Annotated in this window: 12 protein-coding genes and 1 pseudogene; 4 read left to right on the top strand and 9 right to left on the bottom strand. The window is 55.4% G+C overall.

All coding sequences use genetic code 11. The annotated features are described in order from the left end of the window. On the bottom strand, positions 1-964 hold a 964-nt coding region (locus C2U70_RS30795; protein WP_186294577.1), incomplete at its 3' end, for a mannose-1-phosphate guanylyltransferase/mannose-6-phosphate isomerase. Positions 965-1341: 377 nt separating this feature from the next. On the opposite strand from C2U70_RS30795, the gene C2U70_RS30800 reads away from it, so the two are divergent. After that, entirely contained in the window at positions 1342-1650 is a 309-nt protein-coding gene (locus C2U70_RS30800) for a hypothetical protein (protein WP_246666907.1), read from the top strand. A 42-nt stretch (positions 1651-1692) separates the two neighbouring features. On the opposite strand, the gene C2U70_RS30805 is transcribed toward C2U70_RS30800, so the two are convergent. Next, the gene (locus C2U70_RS30805; protein WP_246666908.1) at positions 1693-1947 is read right to left on the bottom strand and encodes a hypothetical protein; all 255 of its coding nucleotides are present in this window, start codon (positions 1945-1947) and stop codon (positions 1693-1695) included. A gap of 155 nt (positions 1948-2102) precedes the next feature. On the opposite strand from C2U70_RS30805, the gene C2U70_RS30810 reads away from it, so the two are divergent. Further along, a complete protein-coding gene (locus C2U70_RS30810) occupies positions 2103-3251 on the top strand; it encodes a hypothetical protein (protein WP_246666909.1) in 1149 nt (382 codons plus the stop codon). Positions 3252-3693: 442 nt separating this feature from the next. On the opposite strand, the gene C2U70_RS30815 is transcribed toward C2U70_RS30810, so the two are convergent. Both C2U70_RS30815 and C2U70_RS30820 read right to left on the bottom strand, forming a co-directional pair. Next, positions 3694-4926 (bottom strand): acyltransferase family protein, encoded by a 1233-nt coding sequence (locus tag C2U70_RS30815; RefSeq protein ID WP_140982393.1) that lies wholly within the window; start codon positions 4924-4926, stop codon positions 3694-3696. Positions 4927-5569: 643 nt separating this feature from the next. Then, positions 5570-6289 carry a class I SAM-dependent methyltransferase gene (locus tag C2U70_RS30820; protein WP_140982394.1) on the bottom strand — a complete coding sequence of 240 codons (720 nt, stop codon included), beginning with the start codon at positions 6287-6289 and terminating at the stop codon, positions 5570-5572. Between the two features lie 356 nt (positions 6290-6645). Here C2U70_RS30820 and C2U70_RS30825 point away from each other — a divergent pair, with 356 nt between their 5' ends. Beyond that, the gene (locus tag C2U70_RS30825; RefSeq protein ID WP_140982395.1) at positions 6646-8883 is read left to right on the top strand and encodes a WD40/YVTN/BNR-like repeat-containing protein; all 2238 of its coding nucleotides are present in this window, start codon (positions 6646-6648) and stop codon (positions 8881-8883) included. Between the two features lie 750 nt (positions 8884-9633). On the opposite strand, the gene C2U70_RS30830 is transcribed toward C2U70_RS30825, so the two are convergent. Continuing rightward, positions 9634-10398 carry a class I SAM-dependent methyltransferase gene (locus C2U70_RS30830; RefSeq protein WP_140982396.1) on the bottom strand — a complete coding sequence of 255 codons (765 nt, stop codon included), beginning with the start codon at positions 10396-10398 and terminating at the stop codon, positions 9634-9636. Between the two features lie 385 nt (positions 10399-10783). After that, entirely contained in the window at positions 10784-11674 is an 891-nt protein-coding gene (locus C2U70_RS30835) for a DUF6492 family protein (RefSeq protein ID WP_140982397.1), read from the bottom strand. A 301-nt stretch (positions 11675-11975) separates the two neighbouring features. Here C2U70_RS30835 and C2U70_RS30840 point away from each other — a divergent pair, with 301 nt between their 5' ends. Next, a complete protein-coding gene (locus C2U70_RS30840) occupies positions 11976-12788 on the top strand; it encodes an FkbM family methyltransferase (RefSeq protein ID WP_140982398.1) in 813 nt (270 codons plus the stop codon). Here C2U70_RS30840 and C2U70_RS30845 read toward each other — a convergent pair. From C2U70_RS30845 to C2U70_RS33290, 3 genes and pseudogenes are all read right to left on the bottom strand, one after another. Then, on the bottom strand, positions 12785-14083 hold the full coding sequence (locus C2U70_RS30845; protein WP_140982399.1) for a glycosyltransferase: 1299 nt from the start codon (positions 14081-14083) through the stop codon (positions 12785-12787). The two genes, C2U70_RS30840 and C2U70_RS30845, sit on opposite strands and share 4 nt — an antisense overlap. A gap of 52 nt (positions 14084-14135) precedes the next feature. Beyond that, positions 14136-15137, bottom strand: coding sequence for an NAD-dependent epimerase/dehydratase family protein (locus tag C2U70_RS30850; protein ID WP_140982400.1), 1002 nt, complete (start codon positions 15135-15137; stop codon positions 14136-14138). Then, positions 15134-15614 (bottom strand): annotated as a pseudogene (locus C2U70_RS33290) (hypothetical protein); the annotation flags it as partial. The pseudogene C2U70_RS33290 and the gene C2U70_RS30850, both read right to left, overlap by 4 nt.

The following is a 15614-nucleotide window of genomic DNA, read 5'->3' on the forward strand; positions in this document are numbered from 1 at the left end:
CGACGAGATCGTCGACGCCTTCGAGCGCGACCAGCGCGTGATCAGTCGTGACGTTGCAGTTGCGGGAGTCCTCGAACACGGCGGTACCATGCGCGGCATTGCCGTCCGCATCCTTGTCGGACAATTCCCACACCGCGTGCCAGGAGCCGACGTCGGACCAGCCGCAGGACACCGGCACCACGGCGGTACGCGTGGTCTTCTCCATCACGGCGTAGTCGATCGAGATCGCCTTCGCGGAGCCGAACGCGTTCGGCTCCAGCGTGATGAAGCCGAGATCGCGGCCCGCATGGGTGACCGCATCGGACACCGCCTGCACGCTCGCCGCATCGACCTTGCGATATTCGTCGAGCAGCACCGCGGCCGGGAACATGAAGTTGCCGCTGTTCCAGAGATAGCCCGATTTGACGTAGCCAGCCGCTGTTGGCGCATCCGGCTTCTCGACGAATTTTACGACGCTGCGCACCTCGCCCGCGATCGCCTCACCCGGATTGATGTAGCCATATTCGGTCGCAGGCCGCTCCGGCTTGACGCCGAAGGTGACGATGCGGCCCGCACTCGCTGCGACCAGCCCCTGGCGGCAGGCCGCGACGAAGGCGGCGCCGTCCTTCACGACGTGATCGGCGGCGAGCGCCAGAACCACCGCCTCGCTGTCGCGGGTTTGCGCAAAGGCTGCGCCTGCGGCAATCGCGGGCCCTGAATCCCGGCGCATCGGCTCGAGCAGGATATCGGCCTCGATGCCGATCTCGGCCAGCTGCTCCAGCACCATGAAGCGATAGGCGGCGTTGGTGATGACGATGGGACGATCGAACAGCGACGGATCGGAGACGCGCAGCAGCGTGTCCTGGAACGTCGAGCGCGTTCCGAACAGCGGCAAGAACTGTTTTGGCCGCACCTCGCGCGAGGCCGGCCACAGCCGCGTGCCGGCACCGCCGCACATGATCAGGGGAATGATACGTTTATCCATCGTCATCTCAGACCTTGCAAAATTCGCCATGCGAGCCGGCGGTCGCCCCACCCTCTCATAGACGGAGCCGGCGGCGGCCATTTCTTTAGGGCGGTAGATGTTGCGGAGATCGACGATGACGGACTGCGCCATGGCGGCCTTCATCCGGTCAAGATCAAGCGCGCGAAATCATTCCACCAACGCCTAATTCAATGCAGTCTAACGGATTTTTCGATTTGTGCGCACGTCCAACATGAAGGCAAATCAAGCGGATCAGAATAAACCTTAACCTCGGAGCGACAAAAGCGGTTACGCACCATTGTTGCGACCCGGCCGAACCGTTTGGCGACGATTAGCGCGTCATCGCGCAGCGGCATGGCAAGCATTATTCTTGTTGCATGATTGACGTCGATTTGTATCTCTCAACGGCTGACCGCGTCTTTGGTGGCCAGCTTCCACCTCTTAGGAACATCATGGGAAAATCTGCACTTATTCTTTTGGTGGCAGTTGCCCCTGTCATTGTGCCAATCGAGGCATTTGCGGGCCCCAGTGCGGAGGTGGCAAGGAAATGCCTACATTTCTCCTACATCGCTCATCCCTACAAGCGCCCCGGGTCGGTCCGGATGAGCGGCGATCGTCAGGCCTATTTCAAGGACTGCATCGCCAAGGATGGCAATGTTACGGAACCACTCCCGCCCAAGGAATAGCCGTCTGCCGATAGCGCTCGCCGGACATCGTAGCGTTAGACCTTACTTTATTCCGCCTTCGACCCTGCCGCCGTTGGCGACGCATTTGTCGAAATAGGCCTGCTGGTCGCGTCCCGAGCCCTTGGTGCTTCCGGCCGCGGGATTGCCGGGCTCGCGGGGGGGAAATTGTTTCGAGGTCAGCGCTTTGCAGGTTCTGGCCAACTCTGCCGTGATGGCCGAGGCCGCTTCCGGCACCAAAGAACCGGCAAGACAAATCAACGAGACCGCGACGGCTCGAAAGGTCGGCACGACGAACATTGCTTTTTCCCTCCCCCACACTGAAACTGTAGATATACCTCCCCACTATCCCCCTTTGAAAGGGTGCGGCGAGCTGCGATTCTGGGTGCCCCCAGCCTATGTTGCATAGCGGGAGGTAGCCGATCTGCTACATTCGGCGGATAGGGACCATCCGGATGATGACTGACTCGAGAGACCTGCAAACTGGGGACCTGCGACTTGGAGAGGACGGAGCAGCACCGCCGGCGTCCACCGAGGTCCAGTTCGCGCTTGTCATTGCGCGCATGCTTGAGACGGTTCAGAACCACCCCGAGCACATGCGTCAGGTCGTCTACGACCTCGCCCGTTACAAGCTCAGGGAGCAATTCAGTCACGCCGATGTAAGAGACATCGGACGATCGAAGCGAGCCCTGGAAGTTGCGATCCAGGGCGTGGAAGAATTTGCCCGTCAGCAGGTGAGCATCCCGCCGCTCTCCCCGCCGCAAGTTCCGGCAACTAGCTTGCCGGCGTCGCGCCAGCCGACGCTTCATGAAGTCCACAGGCCTCAGCGCCCGCAGACTGAGGTCGACGATCGCAGGGCCACAAAGCCGCGCCATTCGATCTGGTCGGTCACCAAGCGTGCGGCTCTGCTGCTGATCCTTGTCGGCATTGCGGTGCTTGCCGTGCAGCAGCGGGAGCGCCTAGTCTCGCTGGTAAGACAGCTGTCCCAGCAGACGCAACAGTCTGCCACCGTCGCGCCACCGCCCACCCCTGCAGCTCCTACTCCCGCCGAACCAACTACGCCCGCAAAACCCAAAACCCTACGCCCCAAGGACTACGGCGTTTATGCCGCCGTCGACGATACGTCTCTCACCGCATTGCAGTCGCTGCCGGGGCGGCCACCCGATGGCAGGGTTGCCATTTCGGCTGCATTCAAGGTTCCCAATCAAGCGAGTCTGACCAATGGGCATCCGAAGTTTATAGTTTTCCGCCGCGAGCTCTCCAACAACTTCACGGAGCGCGCCGAGGTTCGCGTCGTCGCGAAGATCGTCCGTGAATTCTCGGCAGATGCAAGTGGCAAGAAGCCCGCCGACGGCGAGGACGTCTGGGTGATCCGCAATTTTTCCTATCCGTTCCGGGCATCGCCGATGCCTGACGAACAGGAAATGTATGAGTTGCACAGCGAGGACCCCGCGCTCGAACTGCCGCCCGGAAACTACGCGTTGATCCTGAAAGCGCAGAGCTACTATTTCAGCGTCAGCGGTGAGATCACTGATCCTCGCCAATGCATAGAACGCGTCATCGCGGTGAACGGCACATTCTATGCAGACTGCAAGAAGCCCTAAAGACGAAGGCACGGGCTGGAAATCGACTGCATCATAGTCCGTGGGCATGGCGCTCGCGACCAGCATCGGCCTCCATCGTTCACGTTCTTAACAGCTGGCCCAATCCAGAAACCAGATTCACTCGCCTTTATGTAACCCGCACCACATTCCTCCTGCCTAGAGCCGGATTACGCTAAATTCCATATCCTGGATCTTTGGGCTAGTTGGCATACTCCTCGCCGGTGAAGGCGTATCCGATTGCGGCGCAGACAGCGTCTAGGGTCCGCGCGGAAGCTTTGCGGATCAGGTAGCTGAGCTTGGCGAAGGCTGTTCGATCCGATTCAGCTCGGGCTATTATTTTGACAGGTAGAACAATTTGGCGCCGACGGAACGGATGACTTACCGAACTGCTCTGCTCGTATGGCTGCCGAGGTCGTCCAAGAACGCAGCGACATGCGTGGCGTCACTGAGAACCCGCTGCCGGCGGGCCAGCAGTTCTCGATTCGCTCCCGCTAGAGGGCCGGCCATTTTCACTAGCAAGTGAGCGAAGCAACACCGACCTGAGATACCTCTGCATTGGAACTTCAAACCACCTGTAGGACGAGAACGACAAGATGATGAGTACACAAAAGAACAAAGCCATCCCTGTGCCAGACTGAAAGATCTGCGGGGCCCCTGCCGTTGCAACCACATAGATAGCAATGAAAAGCTGCATGGGATAGTGAATGAGATACGAGGAATAGGTGATGTCTCCAATCGCCGCGAATTTCCTGTAGGCTCCCGCGCCGAGACTTTCGCTCAGAACCAGCGCCAGGATCGAGGCGGGAATGAGCACCAAACGCACCGGTATTATCAGGATCTGCTTCGCAGATTTGAGGATCGCATCTCCTAGAGGGGCAGGAAGCGAACGCACGAACTCACCCAAGACGCTCTGAATTGGACCGAACTTGAGCTCCACTATTGTCATTATCCAGCCGGCTACCGCCGCTCCGGCACTCATCACGAGCACGGAACGAGCCGCGGGCGAATTGTGGAGCCGATGGTAGATGAAATAGGTCACACCGCCGGAAAAGAAGCTAATCAATCCCCGACCGAGATCCGCATCGACCAGTGCCAGAGGAAAGCCAATGAGCACCAGACCGATCAGCACGAAAACGGAGACCCGGCTGACGCAGCGACAATAGATGAAGAATATCACATACAACAACAGCTCGACGGAAATTGACCACGCCGGACCATTAATCGTCTCATTCGATCGAGAACTCCAGTTCTGCGTAAGAAATACGTTGCGAATAACATTTTCAACGTTGATGGCGTATATGAAGGGATTGCCAACGTAGTGAATATAGATCGCTTGCCCAACAACGACGATGGCGAGCGTCAGAAAGTAGAGCGGGTAGAGCCTTGAGAATCGCAGCGCGAAGAAAGTCCTTGCGCCCATTGAGCGACTAACAAGGGCTTCAGAATAAAGCCAAAAGAACACGAACCCCGAGATACAGAAAAATAGCTCGACTGCCATCCACCCTCCCAAGTAGATGGGGAAAAAAAGCCAATAGGCAGGCTGCGCGGTCACTTCGAAACCGGTATCGCGCCCGATAAAATAGAGATGTTGCCAATGCCAGATCACGATCGATAGCGCCGCCAGGCCCCTGACGAGATCAAGCGAATAGAGCCGCCCAAAACGTGACGATGTCATCTACCAATTCCCAGCCTTTGCGAAGGAGCGTCGTTTCTCTATTGACGTAGTAGTGTGCCTCCAAAATGCGATTTCGCGATAAGGAGTCCAGTCGCTCCTGCCAATCGCCGAAGCGTTCGGCACCAGCCGGCTGTCGATGCAAGAGGTCACACCTGCACGGCACGAGTTAATTCTAGCTCAGTTCGCAAGCTCGGCGGTCGCACTCGAACTGGCTACGCCGATTTCCGCGCTCTTCAAACACGGACCATCGCATCGTCACAGGTCTCACGATTGACACAATCTCGAGTTGAACGGAAGAGAGCGAACCCGAAATCGGGACAGCCTGCGGTTCATTGCGAGTACGGCCAAGAGTTTCCTAGACCGTGTATTTTCTGCCAGAGCCATAACCTCAACGTCTTTGGCGCTGTATATTGAAATCGGCGCATGGAAACCGCCGCAACAACACATTCTAGTTTCCTACTAGTACCACGTTGCCCTGCATGCGAGGATCGTAGAAATAGATCTGCCGATCACAATCGATGTTCAGTTCAAAGGTCGCTGACCCAGTTCAGATCCTTGACGTCAGCGACCGCCGCAACTGCTCAGACAAGCAACCGATCGCTCGGCAATGGACGGGCGCACCGCATGAGTTCGGAACGCCTTTTCACATAACTTTCTTGAAAACGACATGATAATCGCTTTTGCCAAAATCGTTCCTGCCTAAAGCCAGCACATTAAGAACTGCAATCGACGTTTTTATTGCCCACCCAAAAATCCGTCGCCGATCCGCCAAGTTTTGAAGATTCGGAGAAGAGTGTTCCTGTTTGTAGATCGTCTTAAATCCAAGCTTCTCACAAAATCTAACAAGCTCTGCCGGTGACACGATCCGATGGTATATCGTCGGAAAAGGCCCCTTGCCCGGCTGGCCAGCGTCCTTTCTTCCTAAGATCCATCGATACGCTGCGACATGAAACCAGTGCGGCGTATACTTTGCAGCAATACCCCAAAGAGAAGTAGGGTTCGGCGCCCCGATGAAGACAAAGCCGCCAGGAGCAAGAGCTTGGTAGAATAGCTCAATGGCCTTATCTGGCGAAGTCAGATGTTCGATAACATTATAGCAAACGATGAGATCAAAACTATTCGGTGGGAATACATATTCCTGAATGTCACCTAAAACCTTCTGGTCTCCATAACGATTGTCCGCAATTTGGACAGGATCAATATCAACCACAGTTACGCTTGAGATAGATAAATCCTCTAGCGGTAGATAAGATCGCGATCCCCCGCCTGCTTCATAGATCCGTACGTTTCGCCCCTTAAACTCTTTCCTAAGGAACTCGTGTACCCCCGCGAGGGGCGTCGATTGATCGGGTTGTTCAACCATTTCTATACTACCGGGCCAAACATGGGATGTTGCCGGCTACTGCTATGACCGACAGTTGAATTCAACATAATCGCAAGTCTCTCCGTTTTTGAAGGGCGACTTAACAGCACGGATCATACAATAATCATCAAAATTTTAAGTGTCTATCCTTGATCTACAATAGTCTTAAAGAAGCCATTTTGGACGCGGTGAGGCAAGCGGTCGCGTCACGTTAAGGTCGTGCAGGCGCAGTCGAACGCTTGCTGCTGTTCAAAGATATAAATACCATCGGGCTACTCGCTAACTCGCGATATGAGCAATCGCTCTGCAGGCCATTCCCACAACGAGACGAAGTACCGAATTGGCGGAGGTTTCGAATGATGTCGACACGTAGGGTGTTCGTGGAGCTTCTGACCATAGCGCTGGCCTGTGTGTGTCAGATCGTACCTGCGTCTTCGTGGACCCAGGGAAAGTCGACATCCGACACGGTGTTCAAGACGCTGAAGATCGGTGGTGGCGGGTGGATCACGGGCATTTATCAGTCTGACGATGGCACGACGAAAGTCATAAGCACAGACACGTATGGCGCTTACAAATGGAGCGAGGCTGAGCATCAATGGCAGCAACTCGTGACATCGCAGTCGATGCCATCCGGCGACGTCGGACCGTTGCGTGCCGGCAACGTAGCCTATGTGGCCGTGGCACCTAATGATCCCAGTCGCCTTTATATGCTTCATCTTGGTTGCATGTATGTTAGCAGCAACACGGGAACGACGTGGACGAAATCGGCAGCGTTCGCTTGTGTAAATAAGAACATAGATACTAGATCTCAAACCAAGATCGCAATCGACCCCGTCAATGCAGACGTCGCTTATGCTGGAACGCCAAATACGGGTTTGTTCATCACGTACGATGGCGGGGTTACGTGGACGGCGGCCTCTGGCGTGCCCGGAGCTACCGGCGTTACCTTCACCTTCACTGCCATCGACAGGACATCTCCCGTTGTTGCGGGAAAGACCACTAGAATATACGCCGCGAGCAGTGGCAGCGGATTCTTCATATCGAACGATTCCGGAGCGACATGGAGCGCTATGGCTGGTAGTCCAATGACAGTGAAGGCAATAACCGTCGCGGCTGACGGCATACTGTACGCGATTGATAATCCAGGACGACGAAACAGCATCTGGAAGTATGCATCAGGCACATGGATCAATATAACGCCAGCAGTTGGCAACTATACCTATGCGTCTGTGTTCACCGACCCATTTGACGCGCGCCGTATCGGCGTGGCTCAAAATGCTGGGATTATCAGCATGAGCCTCGATCGAGGAGCGAGATGGAGTACTTTGAAGGGAGTTGCTTGGGGGCCATGCACTGCAGGCAATGCAAACATCCTCGCCTCGAGCGATATCCCTTGGTTGGGAAATACGAACAATTGTTGGAATTCGGTGTCTCAACTAATGTTTGATCCAGTCATTCCCGATAAGTTGTGGGACGTGATGGGGATCGGCGTTTTCGTGACGACCATCAAAGGCACTGGCTCAGCTCCGGTGACACTGCAATCCCAGAGTGCGGGGATCGAGCAGTTGGTACCAAACTGGATCATTTCACCGCCCGGCGGCAAGCCTTTGGTGTTTTCGTGGGATAAGCCAATATTCTACGTCGACGATCCCGACGTGTATCCATCGAAGGCAGGACCGAGTAATACGGTCGCAATTAATGCGGGGTGGTCCGGCTCGTTTGCACCAAGCGACCCGACTTACGTCGTTTGCCTGTGCAATGTCGGTTATAATGTCTATGCCGATCAGTCTGGCTATTCGACAGACGGCGGGCAGAACTGGTCTCAATTCAAGTCGCTTCCCACGGACAGCACTGTAAGTCATTTGACCGGCGGAAGTATCGCCGCGTCGACGCCAGACAATATAGCGTGGGCCTATTCATCCACAACTGGCAGCATTTGGTATACGACAAATGGCGGAGTATCTTGGACCAGAGGAACGTTCCCGGCTGAGGTACCAACTTTGGGCGAGCGAGGATGGGGCGGGGCATACTACCTTGACCGACAAATTCTCGATCGTGATCAAGTCCAGCCAGCAACTTTCTATGCCTACAATTATGGTCCCGCTTCCTCTCGCACTGCGGCCGGCACCTATCGATCGACCGACGGCGGAGCGAATTGGACACACGTCTCAAGGTTCGCGTTCCCCAACGCCGGCTACAATGCCAAACTGCGCTCTGTTCCTGGCCAAGCGGGACATCTCTTCTTCACGGCAGGACCGTCCGAACCAACTAATTCAAGCGGGAGCTTGTTCTATCGATCTGATGATGCCGGCACGACGTGGAAGAGCGTGCCCAATGTCAACGAGGTGTGGGCTTTCGGATTTGGTGCCGCTCCTCCTAATGCCAGTTACCCAGCAATCTTCATCGCTGGATATGTAAATCACATCTGGGGCGTGTGGAGGTCAGATGACAATGCCGCAACCTGGGTTAATTTGACGACATGGCCCATCAACAGTCTTGACAGAATCAAGGCCATTGAGGGCGATTCAAATACTTACGGTACGGTGTACATCGCTTTCGGCGGCTCAGGGTATGCATATGGCAGATTACAGTGACAGCTTTTGATGTAGGCTCAAGCACGGCATCATCATCTGCCTTCTACGGCGGCCCCGCGCAACTCGACGACTGCTTGACTGCTTCGATCATAGGCCGGCCCTAGCGGCTCGTCTACGATGGGTCCGGCCTTATCCTCTCGATTGGCTCAACCTAGAACAACCCCGCCCAACGCTACATAACTGCAGCGTCAAGCGATGCTGAGATTTTCTGCGTCGCCATCGGCGGATGTACGATCGCAATCGAACATAATTCGGGGGCGAGTTCAGACTACAATTACTACAGCGCCAGCAAGTCACGCACGCTCGTCATCGATGCATCCAGCAACGATCTGGCTGGAGCGACCGCCACTTCTTAGGTACCGATGAACTCAGCGCAAGATCTGCTTTGGAGCCACAACACCGGTACAATCGCTGACGCCACTTTACCCTTAGTCTCTCACGCGAAGGCCACAAAGGGTTACCATGGCACCGTCGTTCCGACATTTCTCCCGAGAGGGTCGTTCACGACAGCGACTTGAAGTGATATGCCGGCTGAACTTTAATCAACCTATTAGCATGGAGAGCGCCGTTGCCGGCGGATATGTCGCATCCGATCGAACCGGAATGGTCGCCCAAGCAGCAAGGCGGTTACCGCCTCCTTCTACACCGATCAGACGCATTGGACCGATGCCCGATATATCGTATTGGGAGAAACAATCAGGCTGCGATCTTGCCGACCAGGCCGCGAACTTGCCGACGTTCCGAGTGAGCTTATGGAACGAATTGTGTGATGACGGACTCTCCGTTCAGGCTAGCGTCGACCCTCTTAGCGTATATCTTTGACAACGGTTGGATTGGCCAAATATGGTCAGCTACCCGCAGTGGGATCATCCAGCGGAACCGCAGATAAAGGCGCATCGACGCGGCCACATTCTCGGGCTTGGATTCGCTCTTTTGATATTGAACTTCCAGTCCGGCGCGCTTTCCAGCGAGAGCGACACTCTTCGGCGTAAATTGCATCAAATGGAAGGGTAGGTCCGTACTGTGCCAGTATCCGCGACAGGCGCGAGCGAGTGTGTAACCCGCGTTCGGAACTTCGATCCATACAACACCGCCCGGCGCGAGAAGTTGCTTCATCGTCTGAAGCGTTTCGATCGGATCAGGGGCGTGTTCTAGGACATGATGGGCTGTGATGACGTCAAACCGCTCGGAAGTTGTTTTGGCGAAGTCTTCGAGCATGCCATTGAAAACCTCGATTCCGCGCTGCTTTGCGGCCCGCGCGCCATGTGGGCTTGGTTCAATGCCTTTGGTCGTTGCTCCGAGGATCTTCATGATATGGAGAAAATAGCCACCACCGCACCCGACGTCCAAAATGCGCATTTTTGGACGTAATGGAATATCCCGAAACTGCCCCGTGCGACGAGCCTCTTTGACGACGGAAGTGTCGTCTGCGGCAGCGTCATGAGTGGGGCGATAAGCGCTATAGTTGTGATCATAGTAAGGTTGGAGTTCCTCCCAAGAGGGTTGGGGGTTCATGAATTGATGGCTACAGTCAATACATTCTGAGACGGACCAGATCTTATCGTCCTGGCCCCTTGTCGATGGAGCGGAGAAGAGCTTCTTGTGATGCAGCGATTGGCAAATCGGACAGTTAGTTAACGTCTTCAAAGTACTTTTCCTTGTGCAGCAAGGGCTTAGGCTAGCCTAAGCAACTCTTATGGCCTAGCCGTGACGGGCTTTTCAGTTAATGTCGCGAGACAAAAGCTATGGCGACCCTTCGTTTCCATTTTCTGCCTTAATTTGCTCTGCGGTAAGTTTGAGCGGCCTTTACTCATCCTCGCGGTACAGACGGAAAGGAAAATGCCGAGCGGGAGTAAAAGTACTATCACCGCTATGCTAGACTCTCGTTCCCAGCGTATTGTTATGTGCATTTGCTCCACCAACTCGCAAGATGCTTTCGATATTTCGCCGGATCGATGCCTGTCTTTGAGTGAATCATAACCGCCACTGTCCGCGGATCAACGTTCGCAAAGAATTCTTCAATAGCAGAATCATTTGACAGGGGGAGATGCCAAGAGGGTTTGACCAGCGGCACTGACGACGGTGCGTGGTCCGTTGAATCATATCCCAGGACTTCGCTAACGAAGACTCCATAAATCATATATTCGGAGAAACTAACCGTTCGCGCAAGCGCAACCATCCAGTTGACGCCGGTGCTCGCCTCAATTCGCTGCTGCATAGCTCGAATGACCTCGCTGTTCCAACAGATCATGTTGCCAACATGATTGCGAGAGCCGGGACGGTAATCCCTCGGAAGGCCCAGCAGGTGACGAGCTGTAACGGTCCACTCGTGATGCCCGGCGAAGTCCACGTCAAGCAGCCCGATCTTCCCGTCAACTAGAAGATCTTCGCGGTGAAAATTTCGAAGAAATGCCGTATCGGAATCGCAAAAGATCAATGTTCGCTCTGAGACAACCTCAACCGCCGCAATCTTTAGAATTTGTTGAATGATCCATCCGCGCACCGGTGGTGCTTTCAGACTGAACCACAGGCCCTTGCGACCGGGCATCCTCCAGATCCACCGCCCCAGCAAGGCTTCAGACTCAATGAGATGTCGCTTGCGACCCTCCAGGTGCTTGAACGCCGTGTAGTCGCGTCGATCAACTATGAGATAGTGCGGCACATCAGGCGAAGTCCGATCGAGCGACTCTGCCAGCAGTTCGCACCGTTTGAGATCCGGCAAATAGGTGGGCGTAACGATGGCGAACGTTTTGATCGAACTCTGAATCAAGAGCTTTTCCTCCCAGTCCATTTCGGCTTTTCAACTGCGCCCCCAGTTGGCTCATCCAAGCGGACCACCCAGGAACCGCGTCTTTTTCATTCCATATACTTCAATTCAATACGATCTTGCCAAAAGGACGGGGCAACGAACGATTCTCCGACAGGTCGGCTCTCAGGAGCATGCTGCACATAGGTGGGGCCAACTGCGGCTATAGCCCATAAGTTATCCCGCACGTGCCGCGAACTCCCCCGGTCAAACGGACGCTGGACCGGCGACCCGAGCGCGATTATCCTGAAAAACAGGTCATTCAAGTCAGGTTTCGAGGCACTTTATGACGATCCGGTCTCCTTTAAAATATGCGTTTGTGACGGCGTGTCTTAATATGGGCTTTGCGGTTGCAATGCGAACCGATCTGGCGGCAGTAGGCAGACTTCTCGCCAAGTTGCATCCAGTCAACACCGAACACCCCCTCATTCGATTAGGCAGCCGTGGCGACGGTGGTTATCTGATTCCTGACGACCTCGATGGAATCGTCGCCTGCTTCTCTCCAGGCGTTGACGATCGAGCTTCGTTCGAAACAAACTTTATACAGCGAGGAATTCCGTGCTATTTGGCGGACGCATCGGTGAGCTCGGCGCCTATTGACGGGGACATGGTTCACTTTACGAGGAAATTCCTTGGTGTAGTCAACAACGATACAACAATCACGCTTGACGATTGGGTCTCATCCAACAAGCCGGAAAATGACGGCGATCTGATCCTTCAAATGGATATTGAAGGAGCCGAATGGCCGGTTCTGCTTAATGCGTCGCGCCCGACTCTCCAACGCTTTCGTATGATCGTCATCGAATTGCACGACCTTGAGCGCGTGATGGATAAGCACGCGTTTAACATTATCGAAGCTACTTTCGACCGCCTGCTGCAGGATTTCTACATTGTGCATAACCACCCGAACAACTATGGACGAAGCGTGCGCTGCGGATCACTCGTCATTCCCCGCGCGCTGGAGATGACACTCATTCGGAAAGACCGCGTCAAGTCGACCTCTTACGCAAAGACATTTCCTCATCCGCTGGATGAGAGGAATGACCGGAACAGCCCGGACCTGCCGCTACCAGCCCAATGGTTTCATCAAGGGGCTTAGCTCGCGCCGGCCCGCGAGTTGGAATCGACGCGGCCTCCAACCATCAAGGGAGCGACACTCGCTTGCTCTTGCCGCCGGCGTACGGGTCCTTGCTCAACCAGTAGAAACTCTCGCTTTAGCTTTTCTGTCTCCTTGTCCGAATCGAACTCGCTCTCCACCTTTTGCCTTCCGGTGCTGGAAGCGCTTTTTCGGAATGAGTAATCCTTAATCATGCGATCGAGGGCCGTCACGAGCGCGTGGGCGTCCGCTGGTCTAACGAGCAATCCTGCACTTCCGTCTTCGACCAACTCGCTCGTTCCCGCAATATTGGTTGAGATAACGGGAACGCCCACCGCCATCGCTTCCATGACCGATATTGGCAGGCCTTCCGCCAGGCTTGGCAGGACGAATATATCTGCCGTCTGAAGCTCTCCGATAATCTCCGCCTCATTCAAGATTCCCAGGAACGTGACGTGACGCTCAAGTCCGCGAGCTTTGACACTCTCCATCAGATCGGCCCGCGATGGGCCATCTCCCGCGACCCGAAGTGTTATCTCGGGATGCAATCTGATCAGCGCGTCCATAGCCTCCAGCAGGAACGGGAGGCCTTTCTCCGGTGCGAGCCGAACGGCGCAAAAGATGGTCCGGATAGTCTCTCGCGGGGCCTGAAACCGGTAGGCGTCCAGATCCAATCCACAATGAATGACCTTCAGAGTGGACCCGTCTTCAAGTCCAGAGAGGAAAAGCAGTTGGCTCTTGCAATAGTAGCTAATGCACCGAACAAACTGCGCGCCAGAAATCTTCTCCCGAAGCCGCCCGTACTTGCCATCGATGAACACGTGGGGGCCGTGGAAGGATATGCTGTAGGGAATCCCGGCCAGCTTGGCAGCCAGCATGGTGACCATGCCGCTATGATCTCCGAAGTGGTTATGGACGTGCGCAAATCCGCCCTCTCGCAGGAACCGGGCTGCAATCACTGCTTCAAGAAAATAGACGGCTTGGTAGACGAGGCCATGCGGACCTGGTGCCGCCATGCGCGTGGCAAAGGCTAGAACCCGCAAGAAGTGCATCGGCGCCGAGATCATTTCGGCAAAGATTATTGAGATGATCCCGGGAACCGAGCGCGCCAGAAGGAACTGGGTTATCTCACCCCATTCGCGCATATTCTCGAGATCTGCGGCATCCTTCTCCTCCGGCTTCCACACCGACAGGATTTTCACATCGACTCCCGACTTGAGCAGGCTTCGAAGCTCTCTTTTAATGTAGGTATCGGTTTTGCCGGGAAATCGGTGAAGAAGATAGCCAATCCGTTTCATGATCAGTCCGTAACTACCGCCTCCATTGGGCAGCAACGTTGAGCAAATGCTTTCAAGCGGGCCCAAGGTGATTATCGCCCCGGGCTTTGGAGTAGGTCTCTTCCAAGCAATGGTCGAACTTGATTGGAGCAGCCCAGTCCAGGACCTTCCTCAATTTGCCATTGCCGAAACGGATCGGCTTGAACTGCTGCTGATAGCGCAGCGGCGTCAGCAGCGAGGGAAGCTTCCCCTTCGATCCGAAGCATGAGCGGCTGAACAATTGCGCGATCCAGGCCACCCCCAAGCCGAAGTAGTAGGGGATCGGAAGCAACCACCTGCTGCGTTTCGTGCGTCTGACGTATTCCCGAGCGTAATGCCAGACGCGAATCTCATCGTCATCCACGATATTGAAGATTTGACCGGAAGCTCGGGGGTCTTCGACTGCCACTGCGATGCAGTCGGCACAGTTCCTCACATACGTGAGGGGCAGACGCGTAAACGGACCGAACATGATGTGGATCGGCCCCGCGCCTCGACCCATTCCCGCGATCTCGGCGTGCTCGTGCCCCCAAATGAAGCCGGGCCGCAGGATAGTTAGCTGCCAATCATTTTTTGCCGAACACCGGGTAACCAGACGTTCCTGCCACATCTTCGCGATCGTATATCCACCCATCCGGTAGAAGTCGGTCAGCAGCGGTGTCTCCTCGTTCATTTCCCCTCGAGCCACGTCCCAATCATACACGACCAGGCTGCTTATGTGCACGAGACGCTCGACCGAGGACGATGCCATCGCCTTCAGCGCCCGCTCGGTTCCGACGACAGTCGACGCAAATTGAACATCTTCGTTGCCGCTGGTTGCCGCTGCCAGATGCACGAAGACGTCGATATCGGTGAAAGCTCCTTCCAATGCTCCGTCTACGCGCAAGTCGGCTCGCCATATCTCCACATTGCCCTTCCATTCGGGGGGCGAAGAGGACGGCCTGACTATGGCGCGAACAAAGTGGCCGCGCTCAAGCAAACGTTCGACAACGTGCCGACCAAGAAATCCCGCAGCCCCAGAAACAAGCACTCTCATAATTCCAATTCCGGCTTGGTAAACGCATCGACCAGTTTGGCCGTCCTATCGATCTCTTCGAGGTCGACCGGTTGGCCACCATTGTGCCGAATTGAATCGTAGGTACGACCAATAAGCTCGGACAAACCATCATAGCTGCTGGTCCCCGCCAGCTTTCGCCAGAAGCTCGCAACCGTCCCTCGCAAAATACCCGTTCCTTCGGTCATCCCGCTTCGAAGCTTCGCAATCGCTGGCTCGCCCGGGCGGAACTGTCGCAAGGCAAGCAAAGGCGACTCGAATAAATTCGCTTCCACCTGCATCTTGGTCCCGAGCACCCGGACAATAAATCCATCAAGCTTTGTATTTCCACTGAACTCGACGACGGCCGGCGCTCTCGCTCCTCGAACGATGGCTCGAAATTCGTCGGCGGGAAGAGGCGACGCTTCCACCCGCTTGGTCCACACCGTTCTGACCGACACCGCCGCACCTGCAAACATC

The organism is Bradyrhizobium guangdongense, from assembly GCF_006483445.1.
Lineage (GTDB): Bacteria > Pseudomonadota > Alphaproteobacteria > Rhizobiales > Xanthobacteraceae > Bradyrhizobium > Bradyrhizobium guangdongense_A.